Source organism: Rhodococcus sp. WB1 (assembly GCF_001700945.1).
In the GTDB taxonomy this organism is placed as follows: Bacteria; Actinomycetota; Actinomycetes; order Mycobacteriales; family Mycobacteriaceae; genus Rhodococcus; species Rhodococcus aetherivorans.
This window is the reverse complement of the sequence record NZ_CP015529.1, coordinates 796,975-819,175: the sequence shown is the minus strand read 5'-3', so window position 1 is coordinate 819,175 and position 22,201 is coordinate 796,975. Positions and strand designations below refer to the sequence as shown.

The 22,201-nt window shown below is 71.6% G+C and carries 5 protein-coding genes and 1 pseudogene; 2 read left to right on the top strand and 4 right to left on the bottom strand.

Annotated features, from left to right (window positions below):
- Positions 1–82 precede the first annotated feature (82 nt).
- Positions 83–14,797 (bottom strand): annotated as a pseudogene (locus tag A4U64_RS03740) (amino acid adenylation domain-containing protein); the annotation flags it as partial.
- 216 nt (positions 14,798–15,013) lie between these two features.
- On the opposite strand from A4U64_RS03740, the gene A4U64_RS03735 reads away from it, so the two are divergent.
- Complete coding sequence (locus A4U64_RS03735) at positions 15,014–16,846, top strand: DUF4012 domain-containing protein (protein ID WP_425540753.1); 1,833 nt, start codon at positions 15,014–15,016, stop codon at positions 16,844–16,846.
- A 429-nt stretch (positions 16,847–17,275) separates the two neighbouring features.
- Entirely contained in the window at positions 17,276–18,337 is a 1,062-nt protein-coding gene (locus A4U64_RS27615) for a right-handed parallel beta-helix repeat-containing protein (protein ID WP_158507577.1), read from the top strand.
- Positions 18,338–18,414: 77 nt separating this feature from the next.
- Here the strand turns inward: A4U64_RS27615 and A4U64_RS03730 are convergent, their stop codons facing one another.
- The 3 genes from A4U64_RS03730 to A4U64_RS03720 are packed head-to-tail and all read right to left on the bottom strand — an operon-like array spanning position 18,415 to position 22,188.
- Positions 18,415–19,464 carry a nitroreductase family protein gene (locus A4U64_RS03730; RefSeq protein WP_065922197.1) on the bottom strand — a complete coding sequence of 350 codons (1,050 nt, stop codon included), beginning with the start codon at positions 19,462–19,464 and terminating at the stop codon, positions 18,415–18,417.
- A complete protein-coding gene (locus tag A4U64_RS03725; RefSeq protein ID WP_065922196.1) occupies positions 19,457–20,617 on the bottom strand; it encodes a polysaccharide pyruvyl transferase family protein in 1,161 nt (386 codons plus the stop codon). Before A4U64_RS03725 ends, A4U64_RS03730 begins: the two co-directional genes overlap by 8 nt.
- Positions 20,618–20,619: 2 nt before the next feature.
- Positions 20,620–22,188, bottom strand: a complete 1,569-nt coding sequence (locus tag A4U64_RS03720; RefSeq protein ID WP_065922195.1) for a lipid II flippase MurJ — start codon at positions 22,186–22,188, stop codon at positions 20,620–20,622.
- Positions 22,189–22,201 lie beyond the last annotated feature (13 nt).

The window sequence follows — 22,201 nt, the reverse complement described above, 5'->3', positions numbered from 1 at the left end:
CCCCGGCGGTGTCGAGGTCGCGCAGGGCTGCGGTGTCGAGTTTGCCGTTGACGGTGGTGGGCAGTTCCGGCAGCAGCCGCAGCCGCGTCGGCATGCGGTGCGGCGGCACCACGTCGGTGAGCCCGGCGAGCACGCGGCTCGGCTCGACACCCGGATCGGCGGCGGCGAAGGCGACGAGCGCACCGCCCGCGGCCAGCGCGACGGCGTGCCGGATGCCGGGCTGCGCGAGCAGGGCGGCCTCGAGTTCCCCGGGTTCGATGCGCACGCCGCGGACCTTGAGCTGCCGGTCGGTGCGGCCCCGGAAGGCGAGGGTGCCGTCGGGACGGCGGTGCACCAGGTCGCCGGTGCGGTAGCGGCGGGTGCCGCCGGGGGCGGCGACGAACCGCTGCGCGGTGAGCGCGGGGGCGCCGAGGTAGCCGAGCGCGACGGATTCCCCGGCCAGGTACAGCTCGCCGACGGCGTCGTCGGGCACCGGGCGCAGGCGGGCGTCGAGCACGTGCGCGACGGTGCCGGGGACGGGCCGGCCGATGCCGCCGCGGCCGTCGACGTCGGTGAGGGTCGCGACGATGGTGGCCTCGGTGGGTCCGTACGCGTCGAGCATGTGCCGGCCGTCGGTCCAGCGGGCGGCGAGCGCCGGCGGCAGGGTTTCGCCGCCGGACGCGACGACCCGCAGGTCGGGCAGCTCGTGCGGGTCGAGGGTGCCGAGCACCGCGGGGGTGGACAGGTAGTGGGTGATGCGCTGCGCGCGCAGCAGCCGCTGCAGGTCCTCCCCCGCGTACACCTCCGGCGGGGCGACGACGAGGGTCGCGCCGGTGGTGTGGGCGAGCAGGATCTCGAGCAGGGCCGCGTCGAACGCCGGATGGTAGCCCTGCAGCACGCGGTCGCCGGGTCCGACGCGGTAGCGGCGGGCGGCCTCGGCAGCGAGCGGGGCAAGGCCGGCGTGGGTGACGGCGACGCGCTTGGGCGCCCCGGTCGAGCCCGAGGTCGACACGACGTACGCGACGTTCGCCGGCGCCGGGCCGGCCGCGTCGGGGGCGCCGGTGAACGCGGCGCCGGTCTTGGTGATCGCCCACAGCCGCAGCACGTACTCGAGGCCGCGGGGCCGGTCGATGGGCACGACGGTGCCGGGCCCGGCGCCGGCGGCGCGCAGTTCGTCGGCGAGCGCGTCGGAGCGGGCGTCGAGTTCGCGGTAGGTCAGCGCGGTGTCGCCCTCGCGCAGGGCTTCCCGGTCGGGGTGCGCGGCGGCGGTGGCGCGCAGCAGGTCCGGCAGGGGTCGGGCCGGGGCGGGGGCGGCGCCGGTCAGCGGCGCGGCGGGACGGTCGACGGGCAGGTCCCCGACGGTGGTGCCGGGCGCGGCGACGAGGTGCCGCAGGACGGCGACGAACCGGTCCGCGAGCCGCCGCGCGGTGGGTCCGGCGAACCGCGACGCGTCGTGCACGAGGGTGCCGGCGTAGCCGTCCGCGGCGGGCGCGAACGCGAACTGCAGATCGAATTTCGGTGCGCCGCGGACGATCTCCTCGGCCTCGACGGTGAGGTCCCCGATCCGGGTGGGGGCGAGGGTGAAGTCCTGCAGGGCGAGCGCGACCTGCGGGGCGCGGCCGGGCAGGCCGGCGAGGATCTGCTCGTAGGGCACCCCGGCGTGGTCGAGGGCGGCGACGTCGAAGTCGCGGACCTGCGCGAGGAGCCCGGCGAACGGCATGTCGGGTTCCACGCGGGCGCGCAGCACGAGGGTCTCGAGGAACGGGCCGACGAGGTCCTCGACCTGCGCCCAGCGGCGGGCGGAGACCACGGCGGCGACGGCGACGTCGTGTCCGGCGCCGACGCGGGCGAGCAGCACCGACAGCGCGGCGTGCAGCACCATGAACTCGGTGGCGCCGTGGGCCCGCGCGAGCTCTGCGATCCCGGCGCGCACGTCGGCGGGCACCTCGAACGCGACGGTCCCGGCCTCCTGCTCCGACGACTCCGTCTCCGAACACCCTGCCTGCGTGGGTAATTCGACCGGATCGAGCCCGTCGAGGGCGCGCCGCCAGTGCGCGGCGTCCGCCTCCGGGATCCCGCGCGCCTGTTCCCACAGGGCGTAGTCGGCGTACTGCAGCGGCAGCGGCTCCCACCGCGGCGCCTGCCCGGCCGCGCGGGCGGCGTAGGCGACGGCGAGGTCGCGCAGCAGCGGCGCGAGCGACGCCCCGTCCGCCGCGGCGTGGTCCACGGTCAGGCGCAGGCGCCGTGGTGTCGTTTCGGTCCCCTCGAGGTCCCAATGGACACCACGGTCCGCCAGGACCTGATGCGGACCCTGCTCGTCGACGACGATGCGGGTGCGCAGGATCTCGTGCCGCGCCACGACGTCGCCGAGCGCGGTCTCGAGGGCGGGCACGTCGAGCGGGCCGGTCAGGCGCACGTCGGCGCGCAGCAGGTAGGCGTCGGGGTCGAGGCGGCTGAGCCCCCACAGGCGACGTTGCGCGCGGCTGAGCGGGATCCGGGCGGGGCGCGGGTGGACGGGCACCGGCCCGGCCTCGACGTCGAGTCCGCCGGCGTCGAGCGCGGCGGCGAGCCCTTCGACGGTGGGGTTCTCGAAGATCAGCCGCAGCGGCACGGCGACGCCGGTCTCCTCGCGCAGCCGGCCGACGAGCACGGTCGCGAGCAGCGAGTTGCCGCCGACGGCGAAGAAGTCGTCGGTCCTGCCGACCGGGGAGTCGAGCAGTTCGCCGTAGACCCGCGCGACGAGCGCCTCGGTCCCGGTGCCGGGCTCGTCGCGCCCGCCGAGGTCGGGGGCGGGCAGCCGCGCGACGTCGAGCTTGCCGTGCGCGGTGCGCGGCACCGCGTCGAGCGGCACGACGACGACGGGCACGAGGTGGGCGGGCAGGCTCTGCCGCAGCCGCCCGCGCGCGTCCTCGGCGTCGACGCCGGCGGGCACGACGTAGGAGACGAGCGCCCCGTCGCGCACGACGGTCGCGGCCTGCTCGACGCCGGGCACGGTCCGCAGCGCGGCGTCGACCTCGCCCGGTTCGATGCGCACGCCCCGCAGCTTGACCTGATCGTCGCTGCGCCCCACGAACCGCAACGCGACCCCGCCGCCCGTGCGCGTTTCTGGTAGCTCCGACGACCGGAAACGCGCACGGGCCCAGCGGGCCAGGTCGCCCGTGCGGTACCGGCGACGACCGCCGTCGGCGGCGACGAACCGCGTCGCGGTGCGGCCCGGGTCGTCGCGGTACCCGTCGGCGAGCCGCTCCCCCGCCAGGTACAGCTCCCCGGCCACGCCGGTGGGCACGGGCCGCAGCCGTTCGTCGAGCACGACGGCCTGGACCCCGCGCACGGGGGTGCCGATCACGACGTCCGCGCCGGGCGCCAGCGGCGACGAACAGGTGGCGAAGACGGTGGCCTCGGCGGGGCCGTATCCGTTGTAGAGGCGACGGCCCGCACCCCACCGGGCGACGAGCTCGTCGCTCACGGCCTCGCCGCCCAGCATGAGCACCCGCAGGTCGGGCAGCGCCCGCGGCGGCACGGTCGCCAGCGCCGACGGGGTGACGCACGCGTGCGTGATGCGCTCGCCGGCGAGCAGGTCGGCGAGGGCGTCGCCGCCGTACGCGTCGGGCCCGGCGACGACGAGGGTCGCGCCGGCGGTGCCCGCGACGAGCAGCTCGAGCATCGCCGCGTCGAAGCTCGGCGACGCGACGTGCAACATCCGGTCGCCGGGCGCGGCGGCGAACCGCTCGGCGAGGTCCTCGGCGAGGGCGCTCACCCCCCGGTGGGTGATGGTGACGCCCTTGGGGTTTCCGCTGGTTCCGGAGGTGAACACCAGGTAGGCGGGCGCGCCGGCGCCCGGGTCGGCCACCTCGACACCGTCACCGTGAAAGCCGCCACCGTGGGAGCCGGCACCGTGGGAGCCGGCGACGTCGAGCCACGTCACGGCGGCGGGCAGCGACCCGCGGTGCGCGGCGCCGGTGACGCCGACGGTCGCGTCGCCGAGCATCGCGGCGAGCCGCGCGGCGGGCTGGGCGGGGTCGACGAGCATCGGGGCGGCTCCGAGCCGGGCGATGCCCCACACGGCGACGACGGAGTCGAGCGAGCGGGGCAGCGCGCACGCGACGGCCGTGCCGGGCCGGGCGCCGGCGGCGTGCAGCCGGGCGGCGAGCGCGTCGGCGCGCGCGAGCAGCTGCGGGTAGGTCAGTTCGGTGTCGCCGTCGCGCACGGCCACACCGTCGCCGCCGCGGGCGGCGCCGGCGGCCAACCACTGCCACAGCGTCCGCGCCGGGGCCGGCTCGGGGCCGGCGGCGGGGACCAGCGCGGCGCGTTCCCGCTCGGTGAGCAGGTCGATGTCGCCGATCCGCACGGCCGGGTCGGCGACGGCGGCCCGCAGGATCGCGACGTACCGGTCGGCGAACGCGGCGACGGTGCCCGCGTCGTACAGGTCGGTGGCGTAGGCGAATTCGAGGTCGACGCCGGGGCCGGTCTCGGTGACGACGAGCTGGACGTCGAAGTTGGCGTGCTCGTCGGCCACCGGCAGCACCCGCGCGGTCAGGCCGGGCAGCTCGAACGTGTCGACGGTGGGGCGGCGCAGCGACAGGGCGACCTGGAACAGCGGGTGCCGGGCCGGGTTGCGGGCGGGGTTGAGGCGTTCGACGAGGGTCTCGAACGGCGCGTCGGGGTGGGTGTAGGCGGCGAGGTCGCGGGCGTGGACCTCGGCGAGCAGGTCGGCGAAGGTGGCGTCCGGGTCGACGGGGGTGCGCAGGACGAGGGTCCCGGCGAACATGCCGACGAGGGCGTCGAGCTGCGGGTCGCCGCGCCCGGCGACGACGGTGCCGACGGCGATGTCGTCGCCGGCGCCGTGCCGGGCCAGCAGCACGGCCAGCGCCGCGTGCAGCACCATGAACGTCGTCGCGCGACCGTCCCGCGCGAGCCGCGAAACACCTTCGGCGACGACGGGATCCACCGCCACCCGGTGGGTGGCACCGCGGCCGGTCGGGCGCGCGGGCCGCGGCCGGTCGCCGGGCAGGGTCACCTCGTCGGGCAGGCCGGCGAGCACGGTCGCCCAGTGCGCGAGCTGGCCGTCGGCGCCGGCGCGCTGCCAGCGGCTGAAGTCGGTGTACTGCACCGGCAGCGGCGCCCACCGCGGCGCCTGCCCGGCGCGCCGGGCGGTGTAGGCGTCGACGATGTCGCGCAGCAGCGGGGTGAGCGACCATTCGTCGGCGGCGATGTGGTGCACCACCACCGCGAGCACGTGCCGCCGCGGCGCGAGCCGGTACAGCCGCATCCGCACCGGCGTCTCGCGGGTGAGATCGAAGCCGGGGGCGGCGAATTCGCGGACGAACTCGTCGAGCCCCTCGGCGGGCACGGCGACGGGCTCGAGTCCGGGCCGCGCGACGGGCCGCACCACCTGCGCGGTGGCGTCGGGGTACACGGTGCGCAGGGTGCGGTGCCGGTCGAGGACGTCGGCGACGGCGGCGGTGAGCGCCGCGACGTCGAGCCGGCCGTCGAGCCGCACCGCGAACGGCAGGTTGTAGCTGCCGGATCCGGGGTCGAGCCGGTTGACGAACCACAGCCGCTGCTGCGCCGGCGACAGCGGCGCCGGGGCGTCGTCGCCGGCCGCGACGAGCGGGGCACGGCGACGGCCGGTGCCGGCGCGGGCGGCGAGCAGCGCGGCGAGGTCGGCGACGGTGGCGGCGTCGAACACGTCGCGGACGGTGACGTCGACGTCTGCGATGTCGGCGAGGCGCCCGGCGAGGCGGGTCGCAAGCAGCGAGTTGCCGCCGAGGTCGAAGAAGTCGTCGCCGGCGCCGACGGGCCCGGCGCCGAGCAGTTCCCGGAACACCTCGGCGACGAGTTCCTCGAGCGGCCCGTGCGGGGCGAGGCCGCCGGTGGGGGCGACGGCGGGTGCGGGCAGGGCCGCGCGGTCGAGCTTGCCGTTGGCGGTGCGCGGCAGCGCATCCAGCGCGACGGCGGCGGCGGGCACGAGGTAGTCGGGCAGGGTGCGGCGAAGCTCGCGCAGCACCCCGGTAGGTGAGCCGCCGACGAGGTAGGCGACGAGCCGGTCGTCGCGCAGCACCACCACGGCCTGGGTGACGCCGTCGCAGCGGAGCAGGGCGGCCTCGATCTCGCCGGGTTCGATGCGGTAGCCGCGCAGCTCGAGCTGGTCGTCGGCGCGGCCACGATGGTGCAGCACCCCGTCGCGGCCGCGGCGGCCGAGGTCGCCGGTCCGGTAGCGGCGGGCGCCGCCGGACGCGGCGACGAACCGGGTGGCGGTCAGGCCGGGGCGGCCGCGGTAGCCGCGGGCGAGTTGGCCTCCGGCGACGTAGAGTTCGCCGACGGTGCCGGGCGGGGTGCGGCGCAGCGACCGGTCCAGGATCTGCACGTCGAGCCCGGGCAGCGGCCGCCCGACGCCGGGCTCGGCGGCGGGGCCGCGGGTGACGTGCACGGTGGTCTCGGTGATGCCGAACATGTTCACCGCGCGCACCTGCGGCCGGTCCGCGAGCCACGGCCGGACCCGCCCGGGGTCGAGGGCTTCGCCGCCGAAGATCAGCAGCCGCAGCGTGGGCAGCGCGGTGTCGACGGTGGAGAGCTGGCCGAACGCGGTGGGCGTCTGGTTGAGGACGGTGACGCCCTCGCTGTCGAGCAGCGCGGCGAACGCCCCGGGGTCGCGGGCGGTGTAGTGGTCGACGACGACGAGGCGCCCGCCGGTGGTGAGCGCCCCCCACATCTCCCACACGGAGAAGTCGAACGCCGGGGAGTGGAACAGGGTCCACACGTCGCGCGGGCCGAACCCGAAGTCGCCGGTGGCGGCGAACACCGCCGCGGCGGCCTCGTGCCCGACGAGCACGCCCTTGGGGGTGCCGGTGGAGCCGGAGGTGTAGATCAGGTACGCGCCGGCACCGGCGGGCACGGCCGCGTCGAATGCGGCGCCGGCGTCCAGGCGTTGCCGAACCTCGGGCGCATCGACGTGCAGGATAGCCACATCCGTGTCGACCGCGAACCCGGTGTCGCACAGCACCGCGGCGGGGGCGGCGTCGTCGAGCAGTGCGCGCAGCCGCGCCGGCGGGTGGGTGACGTCCAGCGGCAGGTAAACGGCGCCGGCGCGGGCGACGGCGAGGATCGCCACCACCAGGTCGAGCGAGCGGGGCAGCGCGACGGCGACGACGTCCTCGACGCCGAGCCCGCGCTCGGCGAGCATTTCGGCGAGCGCCCCGGAGCGGGCGTGCAGCTGCGCGTAGGTCAGGGTGTCGTCGCCGTGGGTGAGCGCGACCGCGTCGGGGCGGCGGCGTGCCTGCTCGGCGACCAGCGCGGGCAGCGTCGCCGTGTCGGGGGCCGGCCGGGGCGCGGACGCGTCGTCGTCGGGGCCGAGCAGGTCGATGCCGCCGACGGCGACGGCCGGGTCGGCGGTGACCACGTCGAGGATGCGCAGCAGGAACGGCGCCCACGCGGCGACGGTGTCGTGGTCGAACAGGCCGCGGTCGTAGGTGAGCACCCCGTCGAGCCCGGTGGGGGTGCCGGCGTCGGAGCGGGTCTCGCGGACGGTGACCTCGAGGTCGAATCGGGCCGTGCCGGTGGATATCTCGCGCACCCCGGTCACGCCGGGCACGTCGAGGCCCTCCAGCGCGAAGCTCTCGTAGGCGAGCATCACCTGGAAGACCGGGTGGTGCCGCGACGCGGAGGCGCCGAGGGCGTCGACGACCCGGTCGAACGGCACGTCGGCGTGCGCGAACGCGTCGAGGTCGACGCGGCGGGTGTCGGCGAGCAGCTCGGCGAACGTCGCGCGGGCCGGCACGGGCAGCCGCAGCGCGACGGTGCCGACGAACATGCCGGCCACGTCGTCGAGCATCGGGTCGACCCGCCCGGAGACGGGGGTGCCGACGGTGACGTCCTCGGCGGCGGCCAGGGTCGCGAGCAGCACGGCGAGCGCGGCGTGCACGACCATGAACGTCGTCGCGTCGTGGGCGCGGGCCAGCTTGTCGACGGCGGCGTGCAGTTCGGCGGGCACCGAGAAGCGCACGCGCCCGGCAGCGCCGTCACCGTCGCCGCGCGGACGGTCGGTGGGCAGGGCCAGCAGCGGCGGGGCGCCGGCGAGGGTGCGGGTCCAGTGCGCGAGCTGGCGGGCGGCGAGGCTGTCGGGATCGGCCGGGTCGCCGAGCAGGGTGTGCTGCCAGCGGGCGTAGTCGCGGTAGGTGACGGGCAGCGGCGGCCACGCCGGGGTGCGCCCGTCGCGCCGGGCGGCGTAGGCGAGCGCGAGGTCGCGGCCGAGCGGCAGCAGCGAGAGCCCGTCGACGGCGATGTGGTGCAGCACCACCGCGAGGGTGTAGCCGGCGCCGGTGCGGTAGAGGCGGGTGCGCAGCGGCGGGTCGACGGTGAGATCGAAACCGGTGCGGGCGAATTCGGTGAGGGCGTCGTCGAGGTCGGCGGGTGTCGCGTGTGGCGCGAGGTCGAGGGCGATGCCGGGCAGCACCCGCTGCGTCGGCCCGGCCGGGCCGTCGGGGTGGACGGTGCGCAGCACGGCGTGCCGGGCGATCACGTCCGCGGCGGCGACCGCGAGGGCGTCGAGGTCGGTGCCGGCGGCGAGGTCGACGGCGAACGCGACGTGGTCGCCGGGGGCGGCGTCGGCGACGTCGAGCCGGTTGGCGAGCCACATCCGCTGCTGCGCCGGCGCGAGCGGCACCGGACCGGTGTCGTCGGTCGGCAGCAGCGGAAGGCGTTCGCCGGCAATCGGATCGGACACGGCGACGGCGAGGCCGGCGACGGTGGGGTGCTCGAAGATCTCCCGCACGCCGACGCGGTGGCCGGCGACCGCGCCGAGGCGCGCGGCGAGCTGGGTGGCGAGCAGCGAGTTGCCGCCGAGCGCGAAGAAATCGTCGTCGGCGGCGACGGCGGGCACGTCGAGCAGGGCGGCGACGACACCGGCGACGAGTTCCTCGGCGGCGCTGCGATATCCGGTGCTCGGGCGGTCCGGGTCCGCGGTGGGTTCGGGCAGCGCGGCGCGGTCGACCTTGCCGGTGCTCGTGAGCGGCAGCGCGTCGAGGACGGTGACCGTGGCGGGCACCATGTGCCGCGGCAGCCGCGCGGCGACGAACTCCCGCAGCTCGGCCGGGTCGAGGCGGGCGGGGTCGGGACCGTGTACGTACGCGACAAGCGCCTCGCCCCGCACGACGGTGACGGCGGCGGCGACCGCGGGATGCCCGGTGAGGGTGGCGTCGATCTCGCCGAGTTCGATGCGGAACCCGCGGAGCTTGACCTGATGGTCGACCCGCCCGACGAACTCCAGGGCGGCTCCGCCGCCGGTGTGTCCTTTGGGCTGCTCCGGCCGCCCAAAGGGCACACCGCTCCAGCGCACCCTGTCGCCCGTGCGGTACATGCGACCGCCGCCGAACGGGGACGCGACGAAGCGGCTCGCGGTCAGGCCCGGCATCCCGAGGTAGCCGCGGGCCAGGCCCGGCCCGGCGAGGTACAGCTCGCCGACCACGCCGACGGGCACGGGCCGCAGCCGCGGGCCGAGCACGAGCGCGGTGACGCCGTCGAGGCCGGTGCCGATGGTCAGCCGCTCCCCCGGCACGAGCGGCGCGCTGGCGGTGGCGAGCACGGTGGTCTCGGTGGGCCCGTACACGTTGAGCATGGTCCGGCCGGGCGCCCACCGGGCCGCGGTCTCGGCCGGCCACGCCTCGCCGCCGACGGCGAGCACGCGCAGCGCGTCCAGGCCCACGGGGTCCAGTTGCGCAGGCACGGCCGGGGTGGAGAACCAGTGCGTGATGCGTTCGGCGCGCAGCAGTTCCAGCAGGTCCTCGCCGCCGAATATATCCGGCGGCGCGACGACGAGGGTGCCGCCGGCCGCGGCGGCCAGGAGGTACTCGAGCACCGACGCGTCGAACGCGGGCGACGCGAAGTGCAGCACCCGCGCCTGCGGGTCGAGGTCCATGCGGCGGCGCAGCGACGCGACGAGCGGCGCGAGCCCCCGGTGGGTGACGACGACCCCCTTCGGCACGCCGGTCGAGCCGGAGGTGTAGACGAGGTACGCGGCGTGGTCGGGCCGCAGCGAACGCACCCGGTCGGCGTCGGTGATCTCGCCCGACCGCGCGGATCCCGCGGCCGGGTCGACGAGTGCGACGCCGTCGGGCAGCGACGTGCCGGGCCGCGCGACGACGTGCCGCACCCCGGCGTCGGCGAGGATCCGGGCGATCCGCACCGCGGGCTGCGCGGGGTCGACGGGCACGAACGCCGCCCCGGTCAGCGCGACGGCGGCCACCGCACGCACCGAGTCCCCCGACCGCGGCAACAGAATCGCCACCCGATCCTCCGGACCGAGACCGCGCTCGATCAGATGCCACGCCAACGGTATTGCGGCCGGGATCAACTCGACCGGCGCGCCGCCCGGAGCGCTCACCCGCAGCGGGTGCGCGGCGAGCAGCTCCGGCAGGGTCGCGACCGGCCCGGGGTCTGCCAGGACGACCTCGGGGGCGCCGAGCTCGAGATCGCCGACGGGTGCCTGCGGCGCGGCGACGGCCGCGTCGAGCACCGCGTGCAGGCGGGCCACCGCGGCGGCGACCGTCGCGCGCTCGAACAGGGCACCGTCGTAGATCACCCGTCCGCACAGCGAGCCGTCGGGCAGCTCGCGCACCGCGATCTCCACGTCGAACCGGGCGCGGCCGGACGGGATCTCCTCGGCGCGCACGGCCAGGCCGGGCAGCGCGAGGTCGGGCACGGCGACGTTGTCGTAGGCGAGCATCACCTGGAACGGGGCGAACCCGAGTGCATCGACGACGCGGTCGAACGGCACCGTCGCGTGCGCGTAGGCGTCGAGGTCCGCGCGACGGGCGGCGGCGAGCAGCTCGGCGAACGACGCGGCCGAGTCCACGTCGAGCCGCAGCGCGACGGTGCCGACGAACATGCCGACGAGACGCTCGAGGTCGGGGTGCTCGCGGCCGGCCGTGCCGGAGCCGACGGCGACGTCGCGCCCCCCGGTCCACGCCGACAGCCACACGGCGACGGCGGCGTGCACCGCCATGAACGCGGTGGCGTCGTGCGCGGCGGCCAGGCGGCGCAGCGCCTCGAACCGCGCGGCGGGGACGGCGAATTCGAGCGATTCGGCCGGTCCGGGGCGGCCAGGGCGGGGACGGTCGGTGGGCAGGGTCGGCGCCTCGCCCAGCCCGGCGAGCGTGGTGGTCCAGTGCGCGAGTTCGCGGGCGGCGAGGCTGTCCGGGTCGTCCGCGTCGCCGAGCAGGGCGCGGTGCCAGCGGGCGTAGTCGGAGTACCGCAGCGGCAACGGTTCCCACCGCGGGCCGTGCCCGTCGGCGCGGGCGGTGTAGGCGGCGGCGAGGTCGAGGGTCAGCGGCACGAACGACGCGCCGTCCATGGCGATGTGGTGGGCGACGACGGCGAGCACGTGCCGGTCCGGGCCCACGCGCAGCAGCCGCACCCGCAGCGGGATGCCGGTGGCGAGGTCGAACGGTGCGGCGGCCCACTCGGCGATCAGGGCGTCCACGTCGGCCGGGTCGACGGGTTCGACGTCGAGCGCGGGCAGCACCTCGGCCACGGGCCGGACCCGTTGCCGCGGGCCGGGTTCGGTGTAGACGGTGCGCAGGATCTCGTGCCGGTCGAGGACGTCGCCGAGCGCAGCGCACAGCGCGGCCACGTCGAGGGTGCCGTCGAGGTGCAGCGCGAACGGCAGGTGGTAGGCGGCGGTGTCGCCCTGCGCGAGCAGCCACAGCCGTCGCTGGGCGGGGGCGAGCGGCGCGGGCGTGTCGTCGTCCGAGCGCGTGGGCGTGGGCATCGCGGCGGCCGGTCCGGCGTCGACGGCCGCGGCGAGTCCGGCGACGGTGGGATGGTCGAACACGTCGCGCAGGTGCACGTCGCGGCCGAGCGCGGCCCCGAGCCGCGCCGCGAGCTGTGCCGCGCCGAGCGAATGCCCGCCGAGGGCGAAGAAGTTCGCGTCGGCCCCCACCCAGTCGACGCCGACGATCTCGCACATCAGCTGCGCGACGAGCGTCTCGGTCGGGCCGGTCGGCGGCCGCGAGCCGGTGGCCGTGTCCACCGCGGGGGCGGGCAGGGCGCGACGGTCGATCTTGCCGCCCGGGGTGAGCGGCAGCGCGTCGAGCACGGTGACCGTCGCGGGCCGCAGGTAGGCGGGCAGGCGCTCGGCGAGGCCGACGTGCACGTCGTCGGGCTCGACGTCGCCGACGACGTAGGCCGCGAGGGTGTCGCCGTGGACGACGACGGCCGCGCTCGCGACGTCGCCGAGACCCGTGAGCGCCGCCTCGACCTCGCCAGGTTCGATGCGGTAGCCGCGAATCTTCACCTGCCGGTCGGCGCGCCCGACGAACTCCAGGACGTCCCCGCCGCCCGTGCGCGTTTCTGGTAGCTCCGACGACCAGAAACGCGCACGGCTCCAGCGCACCAGGTCTCCTGTGCGGTACACGCGGCCGAACGGCGACGCGACGAACCGGGCCGCGGTCAGCGCCGGGTCGCCGAGGTATCCACGCGCGACGGCCGGCCCACCCAGGTACAGCTCGCCGACCGCGCCGACGGGCACCGGGTGCAGCCGCGCGTCGAGCACGACGGCCGTCACGCCGTGGACGGGTGCACCGATGGGCACTCCCCCACCCGGCCGCAGCGGCTCGCTGAGCATGGCGAGGACGGTGGTCTCGGTGGGCCCGTACGCGTTGAGCATCGTGCGCCCGCGCGACCACCGGTCGGCGACGTCGACCGCCAGGGCCTCGCCGCCCGCGTCGAGCATCCGCAGCGCCGGCAGGTCGGCCTCGGGCGTGACGGCCAGGACGGCGGGCGCGGTGATCGCGTGGGTGACGGCCTGCTCGCGCAGCAGCGCGGCCAGGTCCGGTCCGCCGACCACGTCGGGCGGGCAGACCACCAGGGTGGCGCCGGCGTCGAAGGCCAGCAGCAGTTCCTGCAGCGACGCATCGAAACTCGGGGCAGCCAGGTGCAGCACGCGCGACGTGGCGTCGGCCGGGTACCGCTCCCGCAGCGTCGCGACGAGGCCCGCGAGCCCGCGGTGGCTGACGGCGACGGCCTTGGGGGTGCCGGTGGAGCCGGACGTGTGGATCACCCAGGCGAGGTGGTCGGGGTGCAGCGGGCGCCGCCGTTCGCCCGCGTCGAACGGCGCCGACGACGTCTCGCCGTCGGCCGGGCCCACGCGGGTCACGCCGTCGGGCAGGGCGACGTCGTCGCCGCACACCGCGACGGGCACGTCGCGCAGCAGTTCGGCGAGCCGCAGCGCCGGGGTGCCCGGCTCGATCGGGGTGTAGGCGGCGCCGGCCTTGGCGACGGCCCACAGCGCGACCACCGAGCCGGCCGAGCGCGGCAGCAGCACCGCGACCCGGTCGTCGGGTCCCGCGCCGCACGCAATCAGCCTGCGCGCGAGCGCAGTTGAACGCTCGTCCAGCTCTCGGTAGGCCAGCGCGACGGCGCCGTCGCGCACGGCGACGCGGTCCGAGCCGGCGTGCGCGGTGAGCACGTCGGGCAGCAGGCGTACGCCCTCGACGTGCGGGCCACGCGCGGGGACGAGGCCGGCGAGTTCGCCGGGCGCCGCGAGCGGCAGGTCGCCCACCGCCCGGTCGGCCGACCGCGTGAACGCGCCGAGGAAGTCCAGGAACCGGCGGTGGTGCCGGGTCAGCGCCTCGTCGCCGTACCGGCGCGGGTTGGCCTCGAAGTCCACCCGCGTGCTGCGCCCGGCGATCCCGGCGTACACGTTCACCGACAGGTCGTCGACCGGACCGGTGGAGAGCAGGTTGTAGTCGCCCGAGACGTCGCCGTACGCGTACTCCGGGTTGAATATCATCAGGTTCACCACGGGCCCGAACGCGCTGCGGGTCTCCCGGTGATCGCCGACGGCGTGCAGGTCGCGCAGCATGTCCTCGTAGCGGTACCGCTGGTGCCGCAGCGCCCCGGTCAGCTCCACCTGCACGCGCCGCACCAGCTCGGCGACGGTGACGCCGGGTTCCACGCCCACCCGCAGCGGCACGATGTTCGAGATCGAGCCCGCCGAGCGGCGCAGCGGCGCGGTGGTGCGGGCCGAGACCGGCAGGCTCAGCGCGACGTCGGCGGTGCTGGTCATGCGGGCCAGGTAGGCGGCGAAGGCGGCGACGACGATCGGGACGTCGGTGGAGTTGGCGTCGCGGGCCAGCTCGGCGACGGCGTCGGTCACCTCGGCGGTGAGCGCCGCACCGACGTGTCGGCACGGCATCGAGGGGGCGGCGGAGCCGGCGGCGAGCGTGACGGGCGGCGGCAGGTCCACCAGGCGCTGCCTCCAGTGCTCGCGGTCAGTGGCCTGCCTGGTGCTGCCGACGTAGGCGAGCTCGTGTTCGGCGATCTGCTCGAGGCTCATCGCCGCGAGCGGCGCCGGCGCCTCCCCGCGCGCCCACGCCGTGTACAGCTCGGCGCTGCGGCCGAGCATCACCATCCCGCCGTGCCCGTCGAGGGCGAGGTGGTGGATGTAGGTGAAGAGGTAGAAGTGCTCGTCGGCGAGCTGGATCAGCGTGGTGGCAATGAGCCGGTCGCGCAGCGGGTCGAGCGGACGGGTGTAGGTCTCGTCCATCCACCGTCGCGCCTCGGCCTCGGGGTCGTCGTCGCCGCGCAGGTCCAGGTAACCGGGGTAGTCGTCGACGTCGGGAATCACCAGTTGCCACGGCTCGCCGTCGACCATCTCGAGGAACAGCGTGCCGGATTCGACCTCGCGGGCGGCCTGGTTGCAGGCCGCGCGGATCAGGTCCGCGTCGAGCGGGCCGTGCAGGTCCAGGTACTGGGCGATGGTGAACGGGACGTCCGGGGTGAGCTGCTGAGCAAACCACAGTCCACGCTGACTCGTGGACATGGCAAAAGACGGCACCGCACCCCCTCGTTTTCCCTCGAGACCGACGGGCGTGCAGTGGAACCCCTCGATCGACCACGGCGTGGACGCCTCCCTGCATCCATCACCGTCGAATACATCGACCCTAACGATCCCGAGCGTTCCTCACCACTCGAACCGACCATCCGACCGGTTTCTCGGATATGGTCGCCGCGGAGGAATCGAAGGGGGTTTGACCGCGTGAACGATGTTACCGACGAGTCACTTTCGCCGGAACCACGGCGGCGCAAGGTGCGCCGACGCAAGACCGACGAGCAGATCGCCGCCGAGCGCTACAAGCGCCGGACCGTCGCGATCGGTTGCACCGCAGGAGCGGTCGTCGTCGTCGGCCTCGGCACCTGGCTGGCTTACGAAGGACTGCAGGCGAAGTCGAGCCTCGAACAGGCACGGGAGTATGCCACCAGTTCGAAAGAGGCTCTGCTGGCGGGTGATACCGACACGGCCCTGCGCACCGCCGGCGACGCCGACAAGTACGCGAAGCAGGCCCAGGATTCCACCCACTCGCTGCCGTGGAGCATCGCCGCGGCGATCCCCTGGCTCGGCAGTCCCTTCGCCTCGAGCCAGCAGATGAGCGACGTTGTGACAGGCCTCACATCGGATGTTCTGGTGCCTGCCGTGGACGCCGGCTCGGCCGTCTCCCCCGATCAGCTGATCCTCGACGGCGCCCGCATCAACCTCGCCGCACTGCGCGACGCCGCCCCCGTCCTCGAGACCACCGCGGCGGCGGCCGCCGATCTGGACGCGCGCGCGCAGAACATCGACGGCACCTACCTCGGCCCGGTCGACGACGCCCGCGTCCAATTGCAGGACCAGACAGCCGAATTGTCCGGTTTGCTCACCAACACGGCCACCGCCGCGCAGATCGCGCCGGCCATGCTCGGCGCCGACGGGCCGCGCAGCTACTTCATCGGCTTCCAGACCAATGCGGAGGCCCGGGGCACGGGCGGCCTGCTCGGCGGGTTCGGCATCGTGCGCGCGGCCGACGGTGCGGTGCGGGTCGACGACCTGGCGAGCAACCGGGAACTTCGCACGAACTACCAGCCCATCGACCTCGGACCCGACTTCGCCCGCACCTACGGGCACAGCCGGCCGACGATGGACTTCCGCAACAGCAATGTCAGCTCCCATTTCCCGTACGCGGCGCAGATCTGGCAGTCGATCTGGCAGCAGGAGTCGGGCGAGCGGGTCGACGGCGCGGTGGCCACGGATCCGGTGGCGCTCAGCTACGTCCTCGAGGTGGTCGGCCCGGTGACGTTGCCGGACGGCGAGAAGATCACCGCCGACAACGTCGTCGAGCTGACCGAATCGACTGCCTACTCGCGATTCGCAGACAACAATGCCGCGCGCAAGCAGTACTTGCAAGATGTAGCGGCAGCAGTAGTCCAGAAGATGACGGGCAGCATCAGCCGGCCGCAGGCCCTGCTGGAAGCCCTCGGCCGTGGGGCGAGCGAAGGACGGCTGGCGGTGTGGAGCGCCAACCCGGACGAGCAGGCCGTCCTCGCGGGAACACCGCTCGGCCACACCGTTCCCGAGACTTCCGCACCGTACGCGGGCGTGGTCGTCAACAATCTAGGCGGCAACAAGCTCGACTACTACCTGCGACGCGAGATCGAGTACACCGCAGGCTCGTGCGAGGGCGACACCCGGGACTCGACGGTCACGGTGCGGCTGACCAACGACCTGCCTGCCGGGGATTACACCAACTACGTGGCTGGCATGTTCGACAACCCGGTCGGGGCGCCGTTCGGCGCGAACCTAACGGATCTAACCCTGGTCGCCACCCAGGGCGCGAGGCTCGGCAAGGTAACCGTAAACGGTAGCCCGGCCATGAACTTCACCGGAAAAGAACTGGGGCACCCCGTCTACAGCGTGCAGGTGCCAATTCCAATGGACAGTAGCGTCGAGATCAAATATGACCTAATTGAACCGACGACCCCCGGAAAAGCGCAAGTCCCAGTCCAACCCCTCGTAGATCGGCCGGACGTCGAACTCGATGTTCCCGAATGCAGCTGAACTCGGGCACCGATTCACTCAAGGCGATGGACTTCAGCGCAGATTAGTGACGCCAGCGGTCCGACGAACGCCGTGACCTCCCCAAGCCCCAAAGGCATACCCATGAATCTGAATCGCCGAACAATTCTCCTCTCCTCGTTGGGTGGTGCGACCGCAGGAATCGTCTCAGCTACGGTCGGGCACTCCCTTCTCGATTCCCTGACGACCCCTCCACGAAAGACTCGGTGGCACTTTCATGTCGACGAGTCGACCAGCACCGACGACATCAACGCGTGGCTGAGGGACCGCACAGACACTGGGACGAAGGCGCTTTCCGGCGTTCATACCACGAGCACTCAACTCCTCGTACCATCAGACACCAGACTCGATCTGTCGGGATGCACCCTGATCCGAGGTCACAGCGCCGGTGGTAACGGAGGCGCCACCATCGTGAACACCGACCAAGAAAAGGGGAACCACAACATCACGATCATCGGCGGAATCCTGCGGATTGCCCCCCACCATGCCGGCAAACATTTCGGATTCGTCAACGTCTCCGGACTGCGTATCTCCGACAATACAATCGAAGGAGCAGCTGGGGACTTCATGGCTGTCCTCAAGAACTGCAACAATGTATCTATTGCTCGCCTGCAGTGGTCCGGCAGCAGTCACCACGGCGAAGATGGTCTCCATCTTTACGGCGGGAGCAACTACAACATCTCCGACTGTCACATCCAATCCGGAGATGACGCCTTGGCGTTGACCGTCGAAGCACCGGACAACACCGTGCTCGAGAATGTCAATGTAACCAACTGCAGCCTCAGCTCCACGATGGCTTCCGCCATCAAGATTCACGCGAAGTCCAAGGCACAGAATGCTGCGGTTCGCCACATTCACATCACCAACGTAAGCATTGTTCAGCCCGCACTGAACACTGGACACGATGCGATTCGAATGCTGGACGAATCCAGCGAGGATGACAAGGTCTACGGCATCACACTGAGTAGCATCAGTATCGATAATTCCGGTGGGCCTGGAACGGGCATCAGGGCGTCGGGGATCGATCAACTCACACTCGATAACGTCTCCGTTCGAAATATCCAGGGCCAATCGGTATGGGCATCCGGAAAATCCAGGAACCACACAGACCTTATATTGGAGAACATTCTGATGACCGATCAGAAGCCCGGAAGTGGACCTGGAATCACCGTCTCCGAAGCAAACAGATTCACCATATCCACATGCGTGATCCACAACCCTGCGGCGCACGGGATTCTAGTCCAAAACTCTAGTTTCGGGATACTCCGGGGAAACACGGTTTTGGGCAGCCCGCAATCTGCAATCCGCATCGAGCACTCCGATCAACTCACCTTGACAGCTAACGTGCTGCCAATGAACCAAAGCACGGTTACCGAAGTCGGAGACTCGAGCGGAAACTCATACGCCTCTGAAGCTCCGGCAGACTCAGCCAATCGAACCCCGGCGAGAACCGAATCTGCTGCGGGAGGCTGAATTCGCTGCAGATGGCTACCAACTGATTGGTCCGGCCCGACTGGTCGAACCAGCGCAGCTCCGGGTCTAAGCCTGGGTCACGCTCTGCCCGAGGGCAACCCGAAGGTTCGAATCGCGTCGACGGGAAGCTTCCCCGAGTAGGGTGTCAGTCCCTGTTCGTCGGCGTACCCGAACAGAATCAGCATGACGACGCGCTCGTGCTGCTCAAGTCCGAGGAGCGACGCCATCTTCTTCTCGCGCGTGCCGATGTCGGGCCAGTTCACGCAGCACGACGAAACTCCCTGCGCCTGCAACGCGAGGATGAAGGACATGGCTGCCAGCGATCCGTCGATATAGATCAGGTGTCGGTCGCGCTCATTCGAATACGCCCCCAGATTGCCCACCAGCACCGCGACATTGGACACCTGCTCCGAGTACCCCGCGGTTCCCATCGCCACTCCGGCGACGAGCCGTGCGTCCTCGGGATTGTCCATGATCCGCATCGTCCATGGGACGCGGTTACAGGCCGAGGGTGACTCAAGCGCAACGATCAACGCCCTGTCGATTGCGCCCCTGTCCACGGGCTTCGAGTGGTATGACCGGACGGACGTGCGGCTCACGGCGAGCGCCTCAAGCGCCTTGATCGACACGACATCCTGGAGCGTACCGACCTCGTACGGTGCACTCTCCTGAATGGGCACTTCCGGCCTCGCCAGACCCAGGAATTCGTCGCGCGCCCTCCTGATCCGGGCATTCGGCGAGGTCGACGTGGCGTCGAAGTACGCCGAGAGAACGTCGAAGCACCACTTGAGTTCGATGTCGCTGAGCTCGTTTCCGGCCATGCACTTACGGAGGTCGCCAACCGTCGTCTCGATGTAGTCGACCGCAAACGTCTCGCGCCGAGGTCTCATGCACAGCCCCTTTTCGAGCATGTGCACGTGTCGACGCAGCGCGAATCGCTGCCCCCGACTGCGGTCCACCCGATAGAACTCGGCTGCGCCCGAGAACACCGCGTTCATCTCTCGATTGTGGGACGTGCCGAGAACCCGGTACATCGCTCGACCTAGGCGACCGCCACGACGGAAGAACGTGCTCCTTACCGCTTCCTTGACCCTGACGAGAACAACCTTGACATCCTTCTTATCCACGAATTCCTCCCGCCACCATGTTGGCCTGACGGCTCCATCCCAGATCCGACGCGATTTCACTCCACATCGCGAGGTTGCGTGCCTTCAACGCATCGGTCGCAATCACGATGCGTCCGCGAGGAGATTCACTGTCTACTGCACGGGCAATCAATTCGCCGACGATTTCGCCAGGGGAGTAGGGATCAGCGAGGAATTCCGTGCAATCGAAATCCTCCGCCAACCAGCGATATTTGTGACTCCAACCATGCAGGATCGACGGAACTCCTTGGGACAGCGCACTGACTAATGCATGGTACCGACCGGACACCACCACGGAAGCCGCACCGAGAACTCCCTTGAGTTCCTGCCCGTTCAGTCCGTCGATCACCTCCATATCGGGCACGTGAGTACGGACCCTGTCCAGGATCTCACGATCATGCCGGCCTTCGTGACAGAGCCCCACCACCCTGATTCCATGCTGCTGCATCGCCCGCGACGCTTGCACGAGCCACTCGAGATAGCCGCTCGAGTGATCGGCAGTAGCGGCCCTCTTCATAATGTTCCAGTTCGGCACGATTACACCGAATCCGGCGTCGTGACGAGGTACGGCGTTCAGCGCCCCCTCGACACCGATCGTGAAGTCCGGCGAGGTGCTGATCTTGGCCCGTTCAGACTCGCCGACCAGATTGCGCAGGTGCCCGTACGAATCCATGTCTCGGGCATAGACGATTCGACTCGACCGCACAGCAAGCTTGGCCGGCTCCGCCGTGAGCTCGAACGGGCCGAATGCTTGTGGAAGCATATAGATGGGAATGCCCCTTCTTGCCCACATTTCGTAGTTGCGCGCCCGCCTCATTAAGGGAGCATCAGCCCATTGATCTCCGAAGGCGAATCCAGTGATATCGAACACCGCGTCGATTTCGGAAGCAGTGACGAAGGGAAGGCGATCCCGCCAGCTGCCCCCAACGGCCCGACCCAGTCGCGGGAAGAACCCGACGCGCTCCTCGGCTAGCAGCGTGTCGTAGCCGATCCACGCCTTCTGCCGTTGTGTGCCAAACCGTACCGGGATAACCGGCTGCGCACCGAGGTGCTTGCGGATGCCGACGCCCGCCGCAACGAGCATCAGATAAGCACCTTGGTTGAGAAAGTTCCCCCCGGTGACCAGTACCTTCATTGTCATAGTGAACCTCTCGAATTCTGTTCCCCCGCGTGCGTAGGAACTTCGGACTTCCGGTGCCGACCCACGTATCGGTGCTTAATTGCGCGCCGACGCTTACCTGTGCAAGCGATCGCCATGACCGCTTCCCTCAACTCCCGATTCAGTAGCACATTCGCCCACCACACTGCCGCGACGCAGATACTGGCGACCATGGCGCCGGCATTGTCGTCGGGATACATTGCAGATGCGGCGAAGATTGCTGCCAGCGTGGGAGAAAGGACCAGCAGACCCCGCAGTAATGGCAGAATTATTCCCGCGAGCAGCGCTGCGGTTAGCGCCCCGAAGACAGCTCCGATCGAGATTGCTTTTCCGAGACCAGCTGCGCCGTAGGCGTCGACCGACAACGGCCGCACCGCGATCGTGACCACGGCGGCAATCCCCACCGATAAGATCGCCTGGATGTTTGCCCCACGCGCGTTGAGCGCCTTCGTCAGTACGTAGCTGAGGAGGAGTGCCCCAATGCCCAAACTCAGTCCACGCACGATCGAACTCGTGATAACGATCGACGATTCTCCGAACTGGCCACGGCCGAACAATATTTGCACTATCGGCCGGGCAAGCAGGTACAGCAACGAACCGCACAGGACGGCCAGGGCAAGCAATGGCCTTGTCAATGCTGAGAGCCGTGCCCGAAACTCCTCCTCCGCCAGGACTGCGAATGTCGGAAGACTCGCGAGACCGATCGGCATAGCCAGAAGGAGAATTCCCGTGTCCGCGATGATGCGTGCGTAGTCGACAGCGGCAACGGCATCCACTCCTAGACCAGACGCTTCGATCTTCTCAGTGATGATGACGCTCTGCGAAAAAAGCGGCATCCAGATCAGTACCGATGCGCTCTTCAGGAAGGGCTTGGCGGTTGAGAGGGTTTCCCGCGTGAACAGCGATCCGGTGGCGTAGTCCGACGAAATGTAACCACGACTCCGAATCCGGGCCACCGCCCAGGTCGCCATTAGTACGTACGCCACGGTGAAGCCCCATGCAAGTAGGGCGGGGCGTCCGCAGAGATACCCGGCCACGATGCCGATGACAAGCCCGACACTCTGCCCCGTCGCCCTCACGCTGCTGATCCGATAGTCGGCGTTCGCCATCGCGAAGTAGCCGGCGATGTTGTAATAGAGGTAGAAGGGCGCACCGACTGCCATCGCGACGACCATCGACACCGTTAGATCGACAAAGCTCGCGTCGAGCCCCGGCGCAAGGAATTTGATGAATTGCTGGCCCAGCAGGATTGATGCGGCGGCGAACACCATTCCGAGACAGGTCAGTCCGCCGCGTACGATTCGGTACAACGCGAGCGCTTGCGCGAGATCGTCCTTCTGCAGACGCGCCTCGTGAGGCAGGAACGCCCCGCTCAAGGCATCGGTCGTGACGAGGTTGAGGGGGGACAAGACCGCCGTTTGGGCCATTCGATTGGCTGCCGCAACCTCCGAGGTCCCGTACAGGTACGCTAGGAGCCCCTCACGAAAGACGCCGAGGAGCTTTCCCATGAGCCCGCCGGCGAACAAGCTGAGTGCGCCGCGCAACATCAGCGCTCAATCG